The organism is Scytonema hankhaensis NUACC26 (assembly GCF_045865695.1).
Classification (GTDB): Bacteria; Cyanobacteriota; Cyanobacteriia; order Cyanobacteriales; family Nostocaceae; genus Scytonema.
The window spans coordinates 1-21,361 of sequence record NZ_BAACAP010000105.1 but is presented as its reverse complement, the minus strand read 5'-3'; the positions used below and the strand labels follow the sequence as shown (position 1 = coordinate 21,361).

At 42.6% G+C, this 21,361-nt stretch carries 12 protein-coding genes and 1 pseudogene; 12 read left to right on the top strand and 1 reads right to left on the bottom strand.

The features are described 5' to 3' along the window. Window positions 1-290 precede the first annotated feature (290 nt). The 9 genes from ACKTT2_RS04775 (at window position 291) to ACKTT2_RS04735 (ending at window position 18,626) form a co-directional block, all read left to right on the top strand. A complete protein-coding gene (locus ACKTT2_RS04775) occupies window positions 291-476 on the top strand; it encodes a hypothetical protein (RefSeq protein WP_407884512.1) in 186 nt (61 codons plus the stop codon). 126 nt (window positions 477-602) lie between these two features. After that, a complete protein-coding gene (locus tag ACKTT2_RS04770; protein ID WP_407884510.1) occupies window positions 603-1,334 on the top strand; it encodes a hypothetical protein in 732 nt (243 codons plus the stop codon). Window positions 1,335-1,563: 229 nt separating this feature from the next. Beyond that, the gene (locus ACKTT2_RS04765) at window positions 1,564-1,842 is read left to right on the top strand and encodes a hypothetical protein (protein ID WP_407884508.1); all 279 of its coding nucleotides are present in this window, start codon (window positions 1,564-1,566) and stop codon (window positions 1,840-1,842) included. Window positions 1,843-1,908: 66 nt separating this feature from the next. After that, window positions 1,909-4,080: an SBBP repeat-containing protein gene (locus tag ACKTT2_RS04760; protein ID WP_407884506.1), complete on the top strand. Its 2,172-nt coding sequence runs from the start codon at window positions 1,909-1,911 to the stop codon at window positions 4,078-4,080. Between the two features lie 317 nt (window positions 4,081-4,397). Beyond that, window positions 4,398-15,092: a CARDB domain-containing protein gene (locus tag ACKTT2_RS04755; RefSeq protein WP_407884504.1), complete on the top strand. Its 10,695-nt coding sequence runs from the start codon at window positions 4,398-4,400 to the stop codon at window positions 15,090-15,092. Between the two features lie 226 nt (window positions 15,093-15,318). After that, a complete protein-coding gene (locus tag ACKTT2_RS04750) occupies window positions 15,319-15,894 on the top strand; it encodes a hypothetical protein (protein ID WP_407884502.1) in 576 nt (191 codons plus the stop codon). A 483-nt stretch (window positions 15,895-16,377) separates the two neighbouring features. After that, window positions 16,378-17,106: a hypothetical protein gene (locus ACKTT2_RS04745; protein ID WP_407884500.1), complete on the top strand. Its 729-nt coding sequence runs from the start codon at window positions 16,378-16,380 to the stop codon at window positions 17,104-17,106. Between the two features lie 54 nt (window positions 17,107-17,160). Continuing rightward, on the top strand, window positions 17,161-17,562 hold the full coding sequence (locus ACKTT2_RS04740) for a calcium-binding protein (RefSeq protein WP_407884498.1): 402 nt from the start codon (window positions 17,161-17,163) through the stop codon (window positions 17,560-17,562). 455 nt (window positions 17,563-18,017) lie between these two features. After that, on the top strand, window positions 18,018-18,626 hold the full coding sequence (locus ACKTT2_RS04735) for a hypothetical protein (RefSeq protein WP_407884496.1): 609 nt from the start codon (window positions 18,018-18,020) through the stop codon (window positions 18,624-18,626). 93 nt (window positions 18,627-18,719) lie between these two features. Here ACKTT2_RS04735 and ACKTT2_RS04730 read toward each other — a convergent pair whose 3' ends face one another. Continuing rightward, window positions 18,720-19,478, bottom strand: coding sequence for a glycosyltransferase (locus ACKTT2_RS04730; RefSeq protein WP_407884494.1), 759 nt, complete (start codon window positions 19,476-19,478; stop codon window positions 18,720-18,722). A 261-nt stretch (window positions 19,479-19,739) separates the two neighbouring features. On the opposite strand from ACKTT2_RS04730, the gene ACKTT2_RS04725 reads away from it, so the two are divergent. The 3 genes and pseudogenes from ACKTT2_RS04725 to ACKTT2_RS04715 form a co-directional block, all read left to right on the top strand. Further along, window positions 19,740-19,973 carry a hypothetical protein gene (locus ACKTT2_RS04725; RefSeq protein WP_407884492.1) on the top strand — a complete coding sequence of 78 codons (234 nt, stop codon included), beginning with the start codon at window positions 19,740-19,742 and terminating at the stop codon, window positions 19,971-19,973. Between the two features lie 131 nt (window positions 19,974-20,104). Further along, window positions 20,105-20,737 carry a PEP-CTERM sorting domain-containing protein gene (locus ACKTT2_RS04720; RefSeq protein WP_407884490.1) on the top strand — a complete coding sequence of 211 codons (633 nt, stop codon included), beginning with the start codon at window positions 20,105-20,107 and terminating at the stop codon, window positions 20,735-20,737. Between the two features lie 147 nt (window positions 20,738-20,884). Further along, window positions 20,885-21,133: pseudogene (locus ACKTT2_RS04715) on the top strand (hypothetical protein); the annotation flags it as partial. Between the last annotated feature and the right edge of the window lie 228 nt (window positions 21,134-21,361).

Below are 21,361 nucleotides of genomic sequence, written 5' to 3'. Positions count from 1 at the left end.
GAGTTCATCCGTGCGCTGTTCCATGACACAAATGGTATTCCGTAGTTGCAGATGAACTCGAATGCGTGCTAAGGCTTATTGCTCGTTAATGCATGACTCAGGAGAAAAGCAGAACTTTCAGCTACCCCTAATTTACACTTTTCTTACAAAATGCCCAAACATTTGTGAGAAGAATTTAAAAACAAAAGCAACAACTTCAGCCTTTCTACTGAATTTTTCATTTCCGGACACTTGTCAGTAAAATTTCGCTGGTTTTTATCCATTGAGCTATTTAATAATAGAAAGAAGAATTGAATCGGCTCAAAGTATTTGATGAGTCGGTTAACCGTAACCGCGCTGAAATACTCATTGTTTGGATTCAATGGCTAGAGCGTCTGTTCATTATTCAAGATTGGGCAGAAAAAACTCAGTTTCTGTCCCTGCAAAGACCGAATTTTCGTTCCCATTACTTAAAGAAACTGGGTGGCATGAGATGACTGTACAAACGCTCTAGAAATTGGGAACTAAGAAACCAGATAGACCCCAAAGCTATCTGGTGTAGATTTGTGTGCCGTTCAAGACAAAAATGCTGAAATTTTAGGATGAAAAGAGAAATAAATCCAATGAGCCAAACTTTAGTTAATCAAGAATCTATGATTAGCGTTGCTATCAAAGAGAATAATCCCGCTACTCTCACAGAAGATTTGCTTAAATATATTGGTGCTGTTCCAAAAGAATGGCAGTCGGCGCGTCCTCCTATTTGCAGCAATAGTGTTTCTCAAGTCATGTTCACATCAGGCGTTGGTGTTGTGTCTGAGCCAAATCGCGTCATTTTCATAGAAACTATTGCAGGAAAAGCAGCAGCAGAAATTTCTTGCCCGAGCGTTGCTAAAAAATATGTAGAAACCCTGTCCAATGTTGAATATCAGGCGGTCAGCATTAATCATCGCGGTTACGTTGCTTTCGAACGAGAACAAGATGCGGCGAGCAAGTACATGGCACAGACTTTGCTGTCACCCGGTACTTGGCAAGAAGTTGGTAACGCGCCGATGCGAGCGACGCTTAATTTAGCTTACTCCCTAGATCGCTGTCCGTTATATCTAAGTATCACTGAAGCAGCGCTGCGTTTTCCAGACGAAACAACGACCCCAATTGTGATGTTCAGCAGTAGTTTTAGGTATGAAATTGCTGGCGGAACTGCACCAGAACGCCTCAGCCATCTCCATCAAGCCATTGATAATTGGCAAACCGATTTGTCAACTTACCAAGATATTATCAACACAAAGTTTCTTGCTAGAGAATCTGAAAATTTGGCTGTGGTTCCAAGCTTATTTGCGATGAGTGCTAGTGTTTGAACCTGACAATATACAGACCTTATTACCTCAACTGCATCTGGCTTGTCATGTAGTTTCATCAAACGCTCAATAATAAACAATTCTCTCAGAATTACTAAATCTAGAAAGGAGACTGGTGGTTGTAGCGCTGACTTCTTCTATATTTTCCGTGCTGCAACCATTTTGATGATATCTTCTCCTTTCTTATCTCTCTGTCAAAATCATTAGTAAAAATATTTGGTGATTATTTATGAGTACGTCTGATAACGCCCTGATTGATGGTCTTGGTGGACTAGCAGGTTTTGGTGAAGATATTTTGGATAGAAACGATGATGGTTACACCGAATTTATTGACATAACGTCAGTTTTTGAATCCGGCTTAAACTTTTTTGGTACAGTTTCTAACGGTTTTTCTATTAATAACAACGGCCATATTACTTTTAATAACCCTAGAGACACCTACACACCTTTTGCGCTCGCGGGCAATACAAGCATACCAATTATTGCTCCCTTTGTTTACGGACATTGATACTAGAGCCGGTGCTGTAACTCCTTCTAACGTATTGAAACTTCTTAGATTTACTACCTCGTACAAATGATAAACAACCCATTTGATGCCAATTTTTATCGTGCTGCCAATACCGATCTCGCGGCGGCTGGATTTACAACAGACGACCAACTTTTTTCACATTTCCAAGCTTATGGCTTGAATGAAGGCAGAGCCTTCTCACCACTATTAGACCTCAGCTTCTATCGTTCTGCTAATAGCGATCTAGCTAGTTTTAACAACCGGGATTTATTTAACCATCTGCAAAATTACGGTGTGGCAGAAGGACGAAGCTTTTCCCCATTTGTAGATCTTTCTTTTTACCGGGGTACTCATGACGATTTAACTGGGTTAAGCAACGAACAACTCTTTGACCATTTGAAGTCCTTTGGTGTAGCCCAAGGAAGAAGATTTTCGCCGTTAGTCGATCTGAATTTTTATCGAGCTTCCAATGGTGACTTGACAAACTATAACAATAAGCAACTCTTTGAGCATTTGAAGTCCTTTGGTGTAGGGGAAGGAAGAAGATTTTCACAATTTTTTGATACAGACTTTTATTTGACCAAGAATTCTGACCTCCGCACAACCTTCAGTAGCACTCCCAAAAACGATCGCCTTGAAGCCCTAGAGCATCTTGTCAAACACGGTTTAAATGAAGGTTGGCGTCAGTTTTCTCAGTTCTTTGATATCAATTACTACCGTGAAAAGAATTCTGACTTGGTAAGTGCAGGCTTCAGTGGTAGACGGTTATTAGAACATTTTGAACTGTTCGGTTTGGCGGAAGGGCGCTCCTTTTCTGCTACCTTTGATGTCAATTACTACCGTAATACTTATGGCGATCTCAGAGATACAAATCTTTCAAATTGGCAATTGTACAACCACTTCCAAACTCATGGTTTAAGTGAGGGACGCGCATCTTCACAATCTTTCGATGTGAAATTCTATCTGGATTCCAATGCTGACTTGAAAGCAAGTGGTTACAATTATGGTCAAGCATACAACCACTTTTTACTCTACGGTCAACTTGAGGGACGCCCTGGTGTACCCAACCTCTCACAAAAGTGGATTCGACAAACGGGTACTTCAGGTGATGACTCCTCCTATAGTGTTGCTGTTGATGGCACTGGCAATGTCTATATGACGGGTTATACTGACGGGTCGTTGGGGGGGACTCTTGCCGGGAGTCAGGATATTTGGGTAACAAAATACAACAGCGATGGCGCAATACAGTGGAAGAGACAACTAGACACTGCTGGCAAAGAATTCTCCAACAGTGTTGCTGATAGTGTTGGCAATGTTTACATTACAGGTTTCACCTCTGGTGCTTTGGAGGGAAGTAATGCCGGAGGTATTGATGCGTGGGTAGGCAAGTATAACAGCGATGGCACGAAGCAGTGGAAAAAACAACTGGGTACTGCAGGCGATGACTTCTCCAACAGTGTCACTGTTGATAGTGCCGGTTATGTTTACATTACGGGACATACTGACAATTCTTTGGGGGGAACAAATGCAGGAGATATTGATGCCTGGGTAGCCAAGTACGACAGTGGTGGAACAATTCAGTGGAAAAAACAACTGGGTACTTCTAAATTGGATGTTTCCAATGGTATTGCAATTGATAATGCTAGCAATGTCTATGTTACAGGTTTCACCTCTGGCGCTTTAGGGGGAATGAATGCCGGAAGTGTTGATGCTTGGGTAACCAAGTATGACGGCAGTGGAACATGGCAATGGACGAAACAACTAGGTACAGAGGGTGAAGATTATTCCAATAGCATCACTGTTGATACTGCTCTTAATGTTTACATTGTAGGAGATACCTCTGGTTCTGTGGGGAAAATCAATGCGTCCGGTCAGGACGCTTGGATAGCGAAATACGGTTCTAATGGCGAACTCCAATGGAAAAAACAACTGGGGAGCGCTGGTGATGACTTTGCTTATGGTGTCGTCACTGACAGTGCTGGTTATGTTTACATTACCGGAGATACCGATGATGCTTTAGGGGGAACCAATGCGGGAGGTATTGATGCTTGGGTGGCTAAATATGACAGCAATGGCAACCCACTATTTATCAGGCAGTTTGGTACAGAGGGTGATGACTTTTCTAATGGAATCGCCGTTGCCAGTGGTGGTCATGTTTACATTACTGGAGATACCGACGGTGCTTTAAGCGGAACAAATGCTGGAAGTATTGATGCTTGGATAGCTAAGTACCGTTAATTGGTTCAATATGGGGGTAAGTGTTACTAAAGACTAGATAGTTCAGTTTACCGAATCAAAGCAATATATGCATTTTGGCGATCGCTCTATTAGCTACTAATCTTCGCCGATTTAGTTTCAAACTAGGCAAAGTATAACAGCAGTTGTCCGAAAGAATAAGGGTTTTAACTGCTTTGATTTCCCGCAAGATTTGACAAGGTTTGCCTTGATGACACTAGCCCTATCAAGGAAGTAGTTAAATCGGCGAAGTTAGCTAACCGCATTTGAGACTGCCTAAAAAACATTAATAAAAGATTTTTAAATTCAGGAGCATTCTTATGAGTAATAACAATCCCATTAACCTACCCTTTAGTTTGATTGATGGAGATGCTTTTCCGTGGGAAATCACAGCAGACGGGGAATTGGAATACGGTCGTATAGCAACCAACTCAGATACAGGCGAGCAATATTTTCAATCTTATGGAAACTTGAGTAATGATTATTACGGTTATCATAGCGCCGATGCTTATACGGAAGATAATGGTCGTGAAGTCGTCATAGCTCCTAGATATATTGGCAGTGGATACGGTGGCGATTTGCCAATTTCAGTATCCCGAAAAATCTACGTTTCAGAAAACTCTGGCTTTGTTCGCGTTTTAGATATTGTCAAAAATACATATTCAGAACCTTGGCAATATGACCATAGGGTTTACAATAACCCATCCTACGAGTATTCGTTAGATAATACTAAAACCTCCAGTGGAGATAGCCTCTTAAGCTTGGATGATAACTGGTTGGTTTTAGATGGTATGAGTGATAACAATACCATCGACATGGTTCGAGTCATAGCCGGAACGGGTGGTTATCGTCCTTATCAGGTTTCAAATGGGAATTCTTCTAATGTTACATACAGGCTAAATTTGGCTCCAGGCGAAACTCAGATTGTCATGCACTTTATTGCCCGCACTTCCGATGTCGCGACTGCCTTAGCAAAAGGAGACCAGCTCGCGCTTTTGGGTATGAATGCTTTAGCGGGAATGACAGAGGAAGAAAAGAGCCAGGTTATCAACTTTAACACTGGTGTTAATAATAAACTACCACCTGATTTGATAGTTGAGTCGGCTCAAATACTTCCAGGTGAAGTTCCCATTTCGGATGGAAAAATTTCAGTGACTTTGAATGTCAAAAACCAAGGAACTGGGGCATTACTAGAAGACAGAAGCTGGGGAACGGTTTATATTTCCGATGATAATAAACTTGATGAAAATGACAGAGCAATAGATTCATGGAGTCAATATTTGGAAAACTCCATGTTGCCTAATACCAGCTATGAAATAACTGAACAAATTGATTTATGGGATGTCAAACCGGGACATAAATTCTTACTTTTTGAAGTAGATCCATTGTATGGCTACAATTTCTATTCTTATAACAATGAAGAAATTGAATCTAATGAATCTAACAATATATTAGCCATACCTATTGAAGTTAAAGCACCTGATTTAGATATCATAGAAGCCAATATAGAAAATGGACACCCGCCAAGTGAAGTCTCGTGGGGTCAGAAGATATCAGTTTCTTGGACTGTCAAAAACCAAAGTAATACTGTCCCAGCGCCAGCTAATTGGTCCGATCGCATCTATATTTCTAGCGACCCTTATTTTGATGAACAAGACTTGTCCTTTGGTATAGATGTCGAGTACATAGATCGGCATACACCATTGGCTCCCGGTGCTACGTATAAGATTCAAAAAAACATTACTATTCCAGGTGGAAGCGAGAAATACCTTGGGAGTAAGTACCTAGTATTTGTAGCAGATGATTTTGATAATCAAGGGGAAACCGATGAAGGTAACAACGCTTACGTCTACCCAATACCTATAGAGTTTAAAGCCCCAGACCTGACCATTACAACAAACCCAGATGTTCCCCTTCCCTCAACAGCCATTCCGGGACAGCAAATACCTGTTTCTTGGACTGTTACCAACCAAGGAAATGGTGCAGCCCTAGCCGATTACTGGTATGACGGCATCTATTTATCTAGTGACCAGGATTTTCAATCTTGGCTAGATACACCTCTAGGTGGCGAAACAATTATCAACAACACACCCCTAGCTGCTGGTGCTAACTACACCATTAACAACAAATTTATTACTATACCAACTACAGCCAAGGGTCTTCAGTACTTGCTGTTTGTAGCTGACAGATCTGGCAGTTGGAGTTACCCACGGCAACAAGAAACCAACGAGCTTAACAATGTTTACGCTGTACCAATTCAAATAAATACACCAGACTTACTGATTGAATCTGCTAGTATCGCACAAAACAAGAGTACGGCCATTATAGGCGAGCAAATGTCAGTAAGTTGGACTGTGAAAAACCAAGGAAGTTACCGAGCTGAAGCTAACTGGGTAGACCGCATCTATATTTCTAGTGACCAATCGTGGGATGACAGCGATACATATGTATACGGTGTATCTATTGACGAGCAAACACCTCTAGAGGCAAATAATGGTAATTACAGCACTTACAGCATTGAAAACAAAGTTATTACCATACCTACCACGATGACCGGAGAGCGGTATCTGCTATTTATCACAGATGCAACTGGTAACCCAAGAGATCCGATTGGTTATCAAAGTGAGAGTGATGAAACTAACAATACATACGCAGTTCCCATTGAAATCAAAGCACCGGATTTGACGGTAAAAGAGGCTGGAAGACCAAATCCAGGTACAACCACTTGGACAGCTAGTTGGGGTCAGGAAATACCAGTTTTTTGGACTGTCGAAAACATAAGTGATGCTGCCGCTCCAGCTAATTGGTATGACCGCGTATATATTTCAAGTGACGACAAGCTTGGTGGAGACACACTTTTATATAGTGAATTTATTGACGCTCACACACCTCTAGCTGGTCATGCAAGTTACACTATCAACAACAAACTGATTACCATACCTAAGTATGATAGCTACATCAGAGGAAATCAGTACTTACTGTTTGTAACAGACGCAAATCAAGACCAAGGAGAAACGAATGAAGCCAAAGGTCTATTGGAAACCAACAATGTAAAACCAGTACCGATTTTTATAGCTGCACCAGACCTTGTGGTTGAATCGGTAACTGCTGTTCCATCAACCTCTGCCCAATTTGGTCAAACCATTGATGTTACTTACTCTGTCAGCAATGCTGGCGATCCTGGTTCATCAACTGTTGCTTCGAGGTGGACTGACCGCATTTGGCTTAGCAAAGGACCAACGCTTGACAGCCCTAGAATTGAGTTGACACCTGTATCGGTAGAGAGAGATACACCGTTAAATTCTGGTACTTCTTATCCCAAAACAGTTCCCGTACCTTTACCATTAAATCCGCAGTTCTCCAACGGGACTTACTATATTTTGGTGGAGACAGATACTTCATACAATCAAGTGGAATTTAATGAAAACAACAACACCAAATTCAGCCAACCAATTAACCTGACATTACCTCCAATACCTGATTTGCAGGTTACTAGTGTTGTGACTCCGTTTGAGGGACTGTCCGGACAAAAACTGGAAATTGTATGGACAATCTATAACGGAGGGGATAAAGATGCCACTGGAGTATGGCACGATAACGTTTATCTGTCGAAAGACGGAAGTGTCGGAAACGACGATTTTTATGCATCTTTTTCCTTTGAAGGAACAATTCAAGCAGGCAAGCCAATTGAGCGCAGACAGTTCATTGACTTGCCTATCGATCTAGAAGGCGAGCGTTGGGTAGTTGTTAAGACGGATGCTGGTGGCGATGTCTACGAACACGGTCAAGAGAGCAACAATACTCGTATTTCCTCAAATCCTATCGACATTCGCAAGAGCGATTTTCCGAACCTGAAAGTATCCAGCGTTACTGCTCGAACCGATTCAGCTTTCTCCGGTCAGAAAATTACTGTTGATTGGGTAGTAGAAAACACAGGAACTGGCTCAACTAGCGCTCCAATTTGGTATGATGCCGTTTTCCTGTCTTTAAACGGTCAAGAAACGTACCTGGGTCAAACTTCTAACTTTAGCTACTTGGATAAATATGGTAGCGGCATAAACAGCTATAACAATAGTTTAGAGGTTACCTTGCCTAATAATATTGAGGGCAACAACTACTACTTTGTTGTTAAAACTGATTACTACGATAATGTCTACGAATATCAAAACGAGGATGACAATTTTCGGAGCACAGAATCACCCACCAACATTGAACTGACTCCACCGCCTGACTTGCAGTTGACTGTCAACGAACATTCCCCAGTGTTCTCAGGTCAGAGGATGACCCTGAATTGGACTGTTGTCAATAATGGTCCTGGCAAAACCTCTCAGCACAGCTGGTATGACGAAGTTTATATGTCAGCTGACCCCTATCTGGGCAATGGCGATGAGGAGTACTTCCTGGGTTCTCGTTACCACTACGGCGACCTTGATGTTTATGATGCTAACAGTACTAATGGAGCTACTAGCAGCTACACCACTAGTTTGGATGTCACTTTGCCAATAGGAGTGAGTGGAAATTTCTACTTCATTGTTAGAACTGACGCTGGCAATCAGGTTTTGGAATTTGCGGGCGACGCCAATAACATTGTTGCCCAACCTACACCTACTACTGTTAATCTCACACCACCGCCTGACTTGGAAGTCGAGTTGGTAGACGTTCCAACTCAAGCTTTGGCTAGCCATGCCCTGACCATTGATTACCGCGTTACCAACAATGGCTCAACCGCAACTCCTAACTATTCCTGGGTTGATGCTTTCTATCTATCCCAGGATGCTGATTTCAACCCCAACACGGATAGATTGTTGGGTGAAGTTACGCAGTATGGCTATTTAGACGCCGGTATACCCGATGACCGTTCTGTGACCTTCACTCTACCTGATGGGCTGAGTGGTACTTTCCACGTCTTTGTTGTTACTGACCAGTACAATGACGTTTTTGAACTGAATAATGACAATAATGTTAATAATTACAACAATGTTGGTAATAATGTCGGAGTTGTTACAGTTTCATCGCGTCCGGCAGATTTGGTAGTTTCGGCGATCGATGTTCCCACAACTCTTGAGGCTGGCAAAGCGAGCCGTATCAAATGGACTGTTGCTAACACTGGAACTGGTGACACTGCTGTCAGGGCTTGGACTGACAGCATAATTGCGTCTGGTGATACAAATTTAGGCAACGACGATGACGTTGTTTTAGGTTCTTTCTACCACAGCGATACATTAAGTTTGATAGACGGTACTTACCGAAGTGGTTTGTTGAACCCTGGGGATTTCTACGAACGCAACGAACTGGTTACCATTCCCTTCACCTTGTCAGGTCAGTACCATTTGTTTGTTGTGACTGATGCTAACGCTCAGGTCTATGAAGCAAATGCTCTTGGCAATAACTATAAATCCCAATTAATTACTGTCAATCGAGACACTCCCGATTTGCAAGTGACGGGAGTTAATGCAACACCTTCTGTATTAACAACAGACAAGCTCGCTGTTAATTGGACGGTGAAAAACTTCGGAACTGGTCGCACTAATGCCTACTCCTGGTACGACAGCGTTTACCTTTCTACCGACACCCAACTAAACTCTCAACAAGACATTTACTTGGGACAAGTTTTTCATTCTGGTGCCCTAGACCAATTTGGCTCTTATGACGGTTCTGGTACCTTTAACCTGCCAATAGACCTTAAGGGTAATTATCATGTCATTGTCCGCACAGATAACAGTGCCAATAGCGAGTATAATGACCGGGTTTTGGAAGGTTCTTTAGAAAATAACAACGACAAAGCAACCAACAACACCACTGCTATTACCCTGGGTGAAGTTCCTAACTTGGTGGTGGAAAGTGTTGATGCACCCATTGATGCTATTAGCAGTCAGCTATTTAATCTCACTTGGACTGTCCGCAACGATGGTGCTGCTACTGGCTACAAGCGTTGGTACGATGCCATCTACCTTTCTCGCGACCAAAATTTTGACAGCAGTAGCGATATCTACCTCGACTACCGATACCGTGTTGGCGGTTTAGCAGCAGGAGAGACGTACACGCAACAAAACCAACTGTTCAAAATCCCCTCTGGGTTGTCTGGTCCATTCTACGTCTTTGTTGTTGCTGATGGTGGCAATGAGGTATACGAGCGCGGTGGAGAAGGCAACACGGTTGGCAACAATTTGAACTATGACCGGAACTCCGTGCAGGTGAGTTTGCCGAACCCTACTGACTTGAGTGTCGGTACTATCACTGTCCCTGTCAATGCCGTTCCTGGGCTTGATGCCACCATCAGTTACACGATTAACAACTTGGGACCCAATGCGGCTCAAGGTATTTGGTATGACTCAATCTACCTTTCTGCTGATGAGAAGTGGGATATAAATGATACTTTCTTTGGACGCAGCCAAGCACCAGTAAGCTACGTAGCTGCTCCTGGCAATGAGTACAGCTATTACGACAATAGTATAACGGCTCCCTTACCTGGTGTAGTCCCTGGCGACTATCACGTTATTGTCAAGAGCGATATTCGCAACGCCATTGTAGAAAACGATGAAAATAACAACATTGGTGGTTCTTTAGACAAAGTATCAATTGATGTCGAGCCACTGCAATTGGATGTCTCAAAAACTGGAACGCTCTTCCAAGGACAATCTGTCTACTATAAGATTGATGTTGCCCTGGGAGAGACGCTACAAGTCACCTTTGATTCTCTTGCGGATAATGCGTTTAACGAACTCTACATTCGCTACGGTGAAATGCCTTCCCAAACAGAGTTTGACTATGGATTTGAGAATGTCTCTGCCGACCAGCAAATTGTCGTACCCTTTACCGAAACTGGCACTTACTATGTCCTTGCCCGTGCCATCAAAGCTCCAGAGTGGATTCCTCGTCTAGTTATAGATGAGAATACTACTGTTTCTGGATTGGGAAATAACTACACGATTGAGGCTAAGACGATTGACTTTGGTATCACATCCATCGGTCAAACAGTAGGCGATCGCGGTGGTAAGATAACTCTGGAGATTGATGGGGCCAAGTTTAATTCGTTCATGACAGCAGAGTTGATTGATAGCACTGGTAAGTCAATTGTTGCTGAGAATATTTGGTTTGAAGATTCTACTGAGGTATTCGCGACTTTTGACCTGAGAAATGCTGCTGTAGGAACTTATGACCTGAAGCTGACACAGCCCTCATACAGTCAAACTGCTAATGGAGAAATTGCGCCCATCATCTCAGATATTTTGTCAGATAGGTTTTCTGTAGTTGATGCCCGTCAGGATAATGTCCTGATTTCGGTGACTTCGACACCTGCTGTATCTCCCGGACAAAGCTTCGACATCATTGTTTCCTACGCCAATCGCGGTACTCATGATGTTACGGCACCCGTAATTGTTTTGAATGCCAGTTCCGACATTCACTTAGAAAATATTCAAGATGGAGATGAGTTTGCCCAATTTGGTTCAATGGCATTGCTCGGGACTAGCAATGAAGGACCAGCTGGTGTTCTTCGTCCTGGTGAAACGGGTATCATTCGCCTCCGGGGGACAGCGCCTTCGACTACCGGACCAATCAATATTAGTGCTCGCCAGATGATAGATGATGGCTCCCCAATCAACTACAACGACTTTATCGAGTACCTGAGCGGTGATGTTTCAACCAAGTCGTGGGCAGATGCGGCGGGGGCTCTACAGAATCAGTTTGGTAATTCTTGGACTAGTTTTGAAAAGGGTTTAGCTGAGCGTGCTACGGAGTTAGCTGAGATTGGCGACTACACTCACTCTGCTACTGAACTGTGGACTGATGTAGCTTTGGATGCTTGGGGTAGGACTGATTCTGATGACTATGCAACACCTTTAATTGAAAACAGTATATTGGATACTAACAGTAGTGTTCAGTTGAAAAATACTATTGCAATCGAAAATGGTTTTTCAGAAGTCAACAATAATGTTCAGTCATTTAGTCTTGAGTCAAGCTCTCAGTTTTTGAATGAAGATTTATCAACAAATCTAGCTCAGACAGCTTACTTTCCTCAAGGTCAAATATTTGAAGTAGTGGAGGCTATAGCTCAAGTATTTGGCTACCCAGAAGATGCCGCAGTAGGAATAAAAGTACCAGGCGGTGTTGAACCTATTGGACGAACAGGACCTGCTCCGAATTCATCATTTGATTTCACTATTTCTTTAAATGATATTGGAAATCCCACATTAGCAGATGTATTAGATGATTTAACCGGAGTAAATCCAGCGGTAGATATAAGTTCCCATGCATTATCCATTGCAAAATCTGTTGATGTTGATAAAAACACCATCAGAGGTTTGCTTGCTTTACTTGAACCATATCCTGCTGCTTCTGATACTTTAGCGCAGCGAGCAGCGCTGCAGATAGATTTTGGTTTAGACAGCATTGCAGATTTACTAGCTTTACTTTCTTCTTACCCTGTTGCTTTTGATACTTTAATGCAACGGGTAGAGCAAAAAATATTAGCAACTGCAGATCAATTTGAGAATGGTGGAAATACAAAAATACCGATACTAGGTGAACCTTTTGGATTGATTCAGCGACCACCAGCTCCAACTGCTGGTGCTGCTTTAAGGCATTTTGTAGGTGAACTCGGTTCCACACCTGAAAACCTAGTGAACTCCTACGAGGAAAGTGTAAAGCAAGCTATATCCGCAACAAATCCCAAAGCTCCTTTTTGGTTCATTAACAAAGTTATTGAAGTTGGTAAAAACTATGGAGCAGTGTGGAAGACATTTAATCCCACCTATCCCTTTGCTCCTAACCCTACAGGTCACGTGCATATCGATGATGATTCCGCACTGGGAATAGTTGTCCCCAATGTTGATTCAGCAAGAATCCCCAATAACATTGTGAAGGACATCTCTGAAAGCCAAGAGTATAAATCAGAGATTGATTTTTTGAAGAAACAATTAGATTCAGCTGTCAAGCGTGGTTTCTTCCATACCGTACCTGAAGGAAGCTCTCATGGACCAACAAGAATAAATATTCAAGTACCAACGGGTAAAAAAAGCCACACTTTCGATTTTGACAAGAACCCTAATAAAGCTCCTATTATTCCTCTTCGGGGTATATATTATAGTTCAAATGAACCAAGTGATTTTTTTCAAGATACTGACGTACTTTTAACTCTAGGTCAAGTCAGTTATCAAAAAAATGAAAATTCCAAAACAGAAGGACTTTATGCTGTTGTTAATTCAATTCAAATTACAGAATCTTCTAACAGAAGAAACTACCAAGCTGATGTCTCTGTCTACGGAGTTGATTCATACTCTTGGCAAAATGATGACCGTGATAATGCAAGAAATTCTTTGTGGAGAGGAAGTGGTATTGACCCTGTAGTTTTTGAGTATCTGTGGCTAACTCAACAATATGGTTATGGTCAACCTTTCACTTTTAGTTTTCAGATTGATGAAATAACTTCAGGCTCCGTCAGTATCCCTGATGATTATCCACCTAAGAAGCCACCTCTACCGCCAACATCTTACAATTCACCAAACAATCCAAACCAACCAGGAAATCCACTAAATCCCTTCAATCCATTCGACCCCGGAAACAGTGTTACCAATGTTGTTGTTTCCCGCGACCCCAACGACATCCTTGGTCCTCAAGGGTTTGGTGCAGAACATTGGGTAACATCTGATCCCTTAAATTACACTATCCGCTTTGAAAACGACCCAATTTTTGCGACTGCGCCCGCCCAAGTTGTACGCATCACCCAACAACTTGATAGCGACCTCGACTCCCGTACCTTCCGCGTAGGTGACTTCGGGTTTGGCGACACATTTATTGACGTACCAGACAACCGAGCTTTCTATCAAACCCGTCTGGATTTAACTGCTACTAAAGGAATCTACGTAGATGTAGTAGCGGGTATTGATGTTGCTACAGGGCAAGCCTTCTGGGAACTGACATCCATAGACCCCACCACTGGAGTAGAGCCAACCAATCCCTTGCAAGGTTTCTTGCCACCCAACATCACCAAACCAGAAGGGGACGGCTTTGTCAGCTACTCCGTAAAACCTAAATCGAGTGTTGAGAATGGTGCTGTTATTGACGCTCAAGCACGCATTATCTTCGATATTAACGAACCCATTGACACACCAGCAATTTTCAACACCATTGACAAGAATAAACCTACAAGCACTGTCAGCGCATTGCCAAGTGCGACTAACGACACTAGTTTCTCAGTCAGTTGGTCTGGTAGTGACAATACGGGTGGGTCAGCTTTGGCTGGTTTTACTATTTACGTCTCAGACAATGGCGGAGCATTTGTTCCTTGGCTGGAAAACACCACTCTCACCGAAGCTACATTCACTGGCATTGCTGGTCACACCTACGCCTTCTACAGCCGTGCCCGTGACAACGCGGGCAATATTGAAGATGCTCCAAAGAGCGTTCAGACATCCATCACCATTAGTGACGGCACAGATGATGTTCTTCCGATGACCCGAATTGGGATTCCTGGCAGAGATCTTCTCATTGGAAGGAATGGTAACGACATCCTCAATGGTAGAAAGGGTAATGACAAGCTGATAGGCGGTGCTCTTAACGATACCCTCATTGGCGGTACGGGAAGAGATACTCTTGATGGTGGCACTGGGGATGACACCTTGCTTGGGGGATCGGGCAATGACACCCTCATTGGCGGTTTTGGCAATGACGTACTTACTGGTGGTGCTGGCGCTGAGATCTTCGTTCTCAACAACCCAAACACTGGAGTTGATAGCATTACCGACTTCTCGGTAGTTGATGATACACTCCGTGTTTCTGCTGCTGGTTTCGGTGGTGGGTTAGCCGTAGGCGCTGCCATTACCTCAAGTCAATTTCTCATCGGTAGCGGTGCAGTAGCAGCAACTAACTCTAGTCAGCGATTTATCTACAACACCACTACAGGCGCTCTGTTCTTTGATGCCGATGGTAACCAGACTGCGTTTGGGGCGGTACAGGTAGCGACGCTATCAAATAAACCAACGATTGGCACTAGTGACATTTTTGTCACCACTTGATGTAGACCTCATGCACAAATCCTTCCTTAATCAAATAGGGGAGGATTTGTTTTGTGAGGTTTGCTACCTTGTTTTGTAGCATTTGTGGATTTATTGCTGACATCTGGGCAAAATAATAGAGGGCTAACCAACTCAGATACCTTGAGAATTGCATATTCTCTCTAGTAAATATAGGTTGCGCTATTGACTTACTATTATCGCTTTACCTTACAAGGCTTGAACTTTCATGTCGAATCCGCAAAACAACGAACAATTTTGGTCACAGTGGGTGATTGTCAATGCTACAAGCTTTTGTGCAAGCTGTTTTCTAACTCCAATTGTACTAGGGGTAGCTCAGTGGTTCGTTCTCAGAAGGCAGATTGCGAGGATTAGCGCCTGGTGGATACTAACTAGTTTTGTAGGCTTCTTCGTAACTGGGCTGGTGAGTTTTTATCTATTCTTTGGTAGTAGCTTTAGCTATTTTTGTATCAGGTATGCAAATACTAATGTGTGTTGGGTTGTTACCTACACTATTGGTGGTGCTATAGGCGGCGCTATTACTGGAACACATCAATGGTTATTGCTCAGAAGACATATTTCGCTCCCTGGCTTGTGGATAGTCTGGATAATAACTAGTACTTTGGGGTGGGCATTGGGTGGTGCTTTGAGCAGCGCTGTACATTGGAAGTTGCTCGATACTAACAGCAATTTCGGGGCATTAGTTATTTTTGGAATTATCTTCGGTGCTGTAAGCGGGGCTATTACAGGAGGAGTACTAGTCTGGTTATTGCAACGGTTTAGCCCTCATCGAAGGTTTGGGTAACGATCTTCTTAACTATAAGAAAGAAAATGGAAAGCGGAAAATTTTTTCGCTCTCCTTTTCTGCAGGCTGTTTGGCTTGACGGTATCGTTTTTCCAGTTCCTCTATATGTAAGTGTGGTTCAATTGCGATTCTTTTCGGTGTTTTGTAGCATTTATGGATTTATTGCTGGCATCTGGGCAAAATAATAAAAAGCTAGCAAACTCAGATCCCTTGAAGTTGTCGGGGGTATCAGAAAGGTTGAAAGCTTTATAGGCTAAATATTTGTTCCAACCGTGGTAAAAAAAGATAAGTCGAGCTTTGTCAACAAGACCTATCCCCCAAGAGGGTAAGAAGTCAACGTTGTTGACAGAAAAATCACATTTGGACAAGATCGTAGCAGGATTGCTAAATGAGATTATTTGTGACTTTCATGCAATCTAGTATGGGAGTCAAGCAGCACCGCTTAGTTACTCGTTCTCATAGTTTCGTCTTTTTTTAATTTTTATGTCATATGAACGGATTCTTAAGAAGTTTTCGCAGCAGTGGGTAATAGCCAACACTGCGATCTGGTCTGTGAGCTTTGCTCTGACCTCATTTGTACACTTTGCTCTGAGCATTGGTGTAAAACCAGCAGTGGAATATAATATGAGGGTTACTGCTACTTATGTAAGTTTTGCAGTGGGTAATGTTGTCATTGGTCTAGTGCAGTGGTTAGTGCTGAGAAGACAAGTTTTGAGAATTAGCATCTGGTGGATACTAACCAGTATTCCAGGCTTACACACAGGCGTGTTTGTCGGCTTTTTTTCAGCCTTTTACATAATGAATCATCTTTTCAACATAGGTTTTGCAGGCTATGTTCAAATGTTTATAGGCAGTATAGTAGCTGGCGCTGTGGGTGGTCTTATCGGCGGCGCTGTTACTGGAGTAGCTCAATTTATATTCCTCATTAGGAGGATTACGCTAACTCGGTTGTGGATAATTTGGATACTAACTAGTGCTGTAGCTTGGGCTGTAGGTTGGAGTACGGGTTGTGCTATGAGCTCGTTTGTAGGGTTGGCTGCGGGTAATGCTGTGAGCCCGTCTCTTGCTAACGAAGTAAGTGTTGTCGTGTTTGGATTGATGTTTGGGATAATTTCTGGTTTTTTGAATGGAGTCGTTACTGGAAAAGTACTAGTTTGGGCGTTGCGGCGGTCTAGAATCGATGGTACAGCAAATACTGCTAACCATACTTGAATGCTCATTTGGTCATGACTGACGACAATGGCAATCTGACTGGAGATGTTGGTAATGACTTGCTTGGGGGGATCGGGCAATGACACCCTCATTGGCGGTTTTGGCAATGACGTACTTACGGGTGGTACTGGCGCTGAGATCTTCGTTCTCAACAATCCAAACACTGGAGTTGATAGCATTACCGACTTCTCGGTAATTGATGATACACTCCGTGTTTCTGCTGCTGGTTTCGGTGGTGGGTTAACTGTAGGTGCTGCCATTACCTCAAGTCAATTTCTCATCGGTAGCGGTGCAGTAGCAGCAACTAACTCTAGTCAGCGATTTATCTACAACACCACTACAGGCGCTCTGTTCTTTGATGCCGATGGTAACCAGACCGCATTTGGGGCGGTACAGGTAGCGACGCTATCAAATAAACTAACGATTGGCACTAGTGACATTTTTGTCACCACTTGATGTAGACCTCATGCACAAATCCTTCCTTAATCAAATAGGGGAGGATTTGTTTTGTGAGGTTTGTGAGAGGTTTTGTAGCATTTGTGGATTTATTGCTGGCATCTGGGCAAAATAATAGAAAGCTAGCAAACTTAGATCCCTTGAAGTTGTCGGGGGTACAAAAAAGGTTGAAAGCTTTATAGGCTAAATATTTGCTCCAACCGTGTAAAAAAGATAGGTGGCGCTTTGTCAATAAGACCTATCCCCGAGAGGGTAAGAAGTCAACGTTGTTGACAGAAAAATCACATTTGGACAGAAGGGTGATTAATTTGACTGGTGGCACAGGCAAGAATACCCTACGGTACAAAGATTTAGGTGTACCTCAGTTGCTTAGGAAACGCTATAAGTGCCAATAAGTCATCACTGATATTATTGCTGTTACATAGTTATATTGAACTTTTCAACCCATTCACCTTATGTTGGAAAACTTTAAGCATCTGCGATACTTGGGAAAGTTAAAACCGATTCATAATTCTAGTAATAAATTTTTTTACCTTTCTCTGAAATTCTTAGTTTTTAGCATCATTCCACTAAGCTTACTTATTACTGGATGTGGGCATGAAGATGAAAATAAGGTGATGGATGAAAAAATATCAAGACTTGAAACAGAAGCAAAAAAGCGTATTATATCTAAGATTCAGGTTCAAGAGAATTTTTTCTCAAAGCACAAAACTTTTTTTAAACCTCCTGACGAAGGAGCAACTAACTATGGTTCCTTTCCACCATTTTTCGGAACACAAATATGCTATCGCTACTATACTGAAACAAATGCTGACCTTCCCTCTAAGACAACTATTGATGCTGTTTATAGCTATGCCGTTCAAGACGACTGTGGTGGTATGTGGGGCTTGGAGCTTAGGTGGTACGTTGGAGCAGTCTTTACTGTTCCGATTACTGGGAACAAGCAACTGAAAACGATAAGTATTGTCTGTCGAAGCATTGAAAGTTATAACCGTGTACCCTCTCGGCCAGAATACATAAACGGTGTAGTAAAATGCCCCTCTAAGTCGGCGCAAGTGTATTAACACCAGACCCAAAAGTTGTCAGGGTCTGGTTACAGTTCATGAGGAAGGGATTTAAGTGTAGAAAATTTGACGATTGTTATTTTCTCTTTCTAGTTACACCTTTGGACGCAAGCTGTACCGCCCTACAATCTCCACGTCTAATTCATAACGCTCGTTCAGTCCCCGACGCAATAGGGCAAGGTTTATCGCATCCCGCGCTGCCAGTATTTGCTCAACTCGCTTTTGATGGGACGCACTCTCAGAGTGTCGCCGATAGTAGTAGAGGGGTTTTGCTAAATGTTCTATCTTCGTCACTTCAGATAGTCGCAAACACAAGTCATAGTCTTGAGCTAGTTCAAATTCCTCGTTGATGCCGCCCACTTGTTCGTAGACAGATCGACGCAGCAGCCGGAAGTGGAAAATCATGAAATCAACCAACAATTGCTCTTTAGAATAGGGAATGCGACAGCGCTGTCCGTATCCCATGATTTTGTTGCGTTCATTGATGACCTGATAGTCGGTGTAGACTAGTCCAATTTCTGGACTATCAGCCAACACAGCAAGCGTTTCCTCTAGGGCAGTCGGTGCCAATAAGTCATCACTGTCTACCCACCCAAAGTAGGGACAAGTTGTTTGTGCGATCGCCGCCTTCAAAGATCGTGCTCGCCCTTGATGATCTGCTGCTACTACACGCACCCGTGGATCAATTTGAGCAAAATAACGAGCGATTTCAACAGAACGGTCAGTGGAACCATCATCCCAAACTAACAGTTCAAAGTCGGGGCAAGTTTGTATTAAGACACTCTTAATTGCGGAAGCAAGATAGCGCTCCCGATTGTACACCGTCATGATGATAGAAATCAATTTTTCCATAAAGTCTTTGCTAGGGTACAAACTTCGGCTTATTTGAAGCACTATGTATATTTCATGACTTATTAAAGTGTTGGGATTTCATACTGTAATTGTCTAAACATTAGATAACACATTATTTAGCTTTGTTATATTTAACCCTGACTTTAGAGTTTATCAACACAATTACGCGGTCAATAACAGTAGTCTTACTTATTTGTCGTCAAAGATTTAGCATCTCTTACGTAGAAACCTCGTTGTTTTATCTAAAACAAGCAAGCCATTATGCAATTGGGAAGCAACGATTTCAAAGAACGAGCTTCCCAAGACTCAGTTACTATTGATCGCTGCGCTCGGATCGAAAATACTTTAATCCAACTTGACTCCATGCTCTCTCCTAACAAATTCTCATCTAAATATTTTTTCATCGGACTCACTGCTACGGGAAATTATACGGCTGCTACTGCGATGCATATTAGTACTTATAACGAAGTTCATGTCAGCGTATTGATTCAATGAATGGAGTATTGAACCTCTTGCGGGTACTCTCAAGATAATGCCAAAGTACGAAAAAGAACAAACTAGGCGGCACTTGCATTTACCAAATAGTTTTACGTCAATTCTATTGTTGTTTTGGAGTCATCAAAAAAATGCTTATTTTGTCTATTTTGAAAAAGTTGTCAAGGGCTACAGCGCTTGCGGCGATAATATTTCTGGGTATCAATGGTACAGCGCGGGCTGCTACTCTGACTTTCGATGACATTTTTACTACCGATCAACAAGTTATCTTCAATGGTTATGGTGGATTAAATTGGAACCATTTTTCTGTGCGAAACAATTTAGTAGCGTCTCCCAGATCCGGATATAACAAGGGAACTGTATCAGGACAATATGTTGCATATAATTCATTTGCTAAACCTGCCACTATAAGTGTTGCTAAGGGACAATTTGATTTTAATAGTGTCTATCTAACAGCAGCTTGGAATAACGGTTTAAATATTCTAGTTGAGGGCTTCAATGGTGGTGTTACTAAGTATTCAAAAACAGTAACCGTAAATACTGTAGCTCCTACATTGTTTAACTTCGACTTCCAAGGCATCGATCGACTGAAGTTTACTTCATCTGGTGGGACTTATGCAGGTGTTGGAGGTCGTGGAGAACAAATTGCTATAGACAACTTCACTTTTAATACAACAAAGTCTGTACCTGAACCTATCTCTGTTTTAGGTTTGTTAACCTTTGGTGCTCTTGGTGCTACTTGTGCTTTAAAACGCAAGCGGTAACAAGCGCTAAAGCCGCTCACATTCTGGGTAACCTGCCTGATACCAACCGCCGCCCACATATCCAATGGGGAAGGAATGATAGGTACCAGGGCATTAACTTAGTGAGGGGGAAGATTATGCCAATCATTCGCACGTTCATTTAAAGGAGGGGTGGCGAAAACCACTTCGGCTATCTGCCTTGCTTCACTGTTTTGTGAGGACAGAGCCACTTTGGTTATTGACGCCGACCCCAACCGTTCGGCAACCACTTGGGCAAGACTGGGGGGACTGCCGTTTCAGGTCTATGGGGAAAAGGAAGCGGCCAAACTTATGCGTTCGCAAAAGTTCGAGTTTATTATCTTCGACGAACAGAATCTGGTAAACATTCACTGTGCTAAGACTCATTATGGAGAATAATATAATAGTTCTACTTAGTACGGCTATAGTGTAATGCGATCGCTTGCTGTGCGAAATATCGAACAATGATTTACGATCGAGATTGGAATGAGTTTAGGTGAGGACTGTCATTAATGCCAGAATCGAGCTGCCGTATTGGAATTTGCACGATAAACTCACTTCCCTGACCCACAGTAGAATGACACTCAATCTTGCCACCATGTTTTTTGGTGACAATTTGATAGCTGA

Coding starts and splice junctions, on each gene's coding strand:
- ACKTT2_RS04770 (WP_407884510.1), top strand. CDS start 603: ATGAGCCAAACTTTAGTTAATCAAGAATCTATGATTAGCGTTGCTATC.
- ACKTT2_RS04765 (WP_407884508.1), top strand. CDS start 1,564: ATGAGTACGTCTGATAACGCCCTGATTGATGGTCTTGGTGGACTAGCA.
- ACKTT2_RS04760 (WP_407884506.1), top strand. CDS start 1,909: ATGATAAACAACCCATTTGATGCCAATTTTTATCGTGCTGCCAATACC.
- ACKTT2_RS04755 (WP_407884504.1), top strand. CDS start 4,398: ATGAGTAATAACAATCCCATTAACCTACCCTTTAGTTTGATTGATGGA.
- ACKTT2_RS04750 (WP_407884502.1), top strand. CDS start 15,319: ATGTCGAATCCGCAAAACAACGAACAATTTTGGTCACAGTGGGTGATT.
- ACKTT2_RS04745 (WP_407884500.1), top strand. CDS start 16,378: ATGTCATATGAACGGATTCTTAAGAAGTTTTCGCAGCAGTGGGTAATA.
- ACKTT2_RS04740 (WP_407884498.1), top strand. CDS start 17,161: ATGACTTGCTTGGGGGGATCGGGCAATGACACCCTCATTGGCGGTTTT.
- ACKTT2_RS04735 (WP_407884496.1), top strand. CDS start 18,018: ATGTTGGAAAACTTTAAGCATCTGCGATACTTGGGAAAGTTAAAACCG.
- ACKTT2_RS04730 (WP_407884494.1), bottom strand. CDS start 19,478: ATGGAAAAATTGATTTCTATCATCATGACGGTGTACAATCGGGAGCGC.
- ACKTT2_RS04725 (WP_407884492.1), top strand. CDS start 19,740: ATGCAATTGGGAAGCAACGATTTCAAAGAACGAGCTTCCCAAGACTCA.
- ACKTT2_RS04720 (WP_407884490.1), top strand. CDS start 20,105: ATGCTTATTTTGTCTATTTTGAAAAAGTTGTCAAGGGCTACAGCGCTT.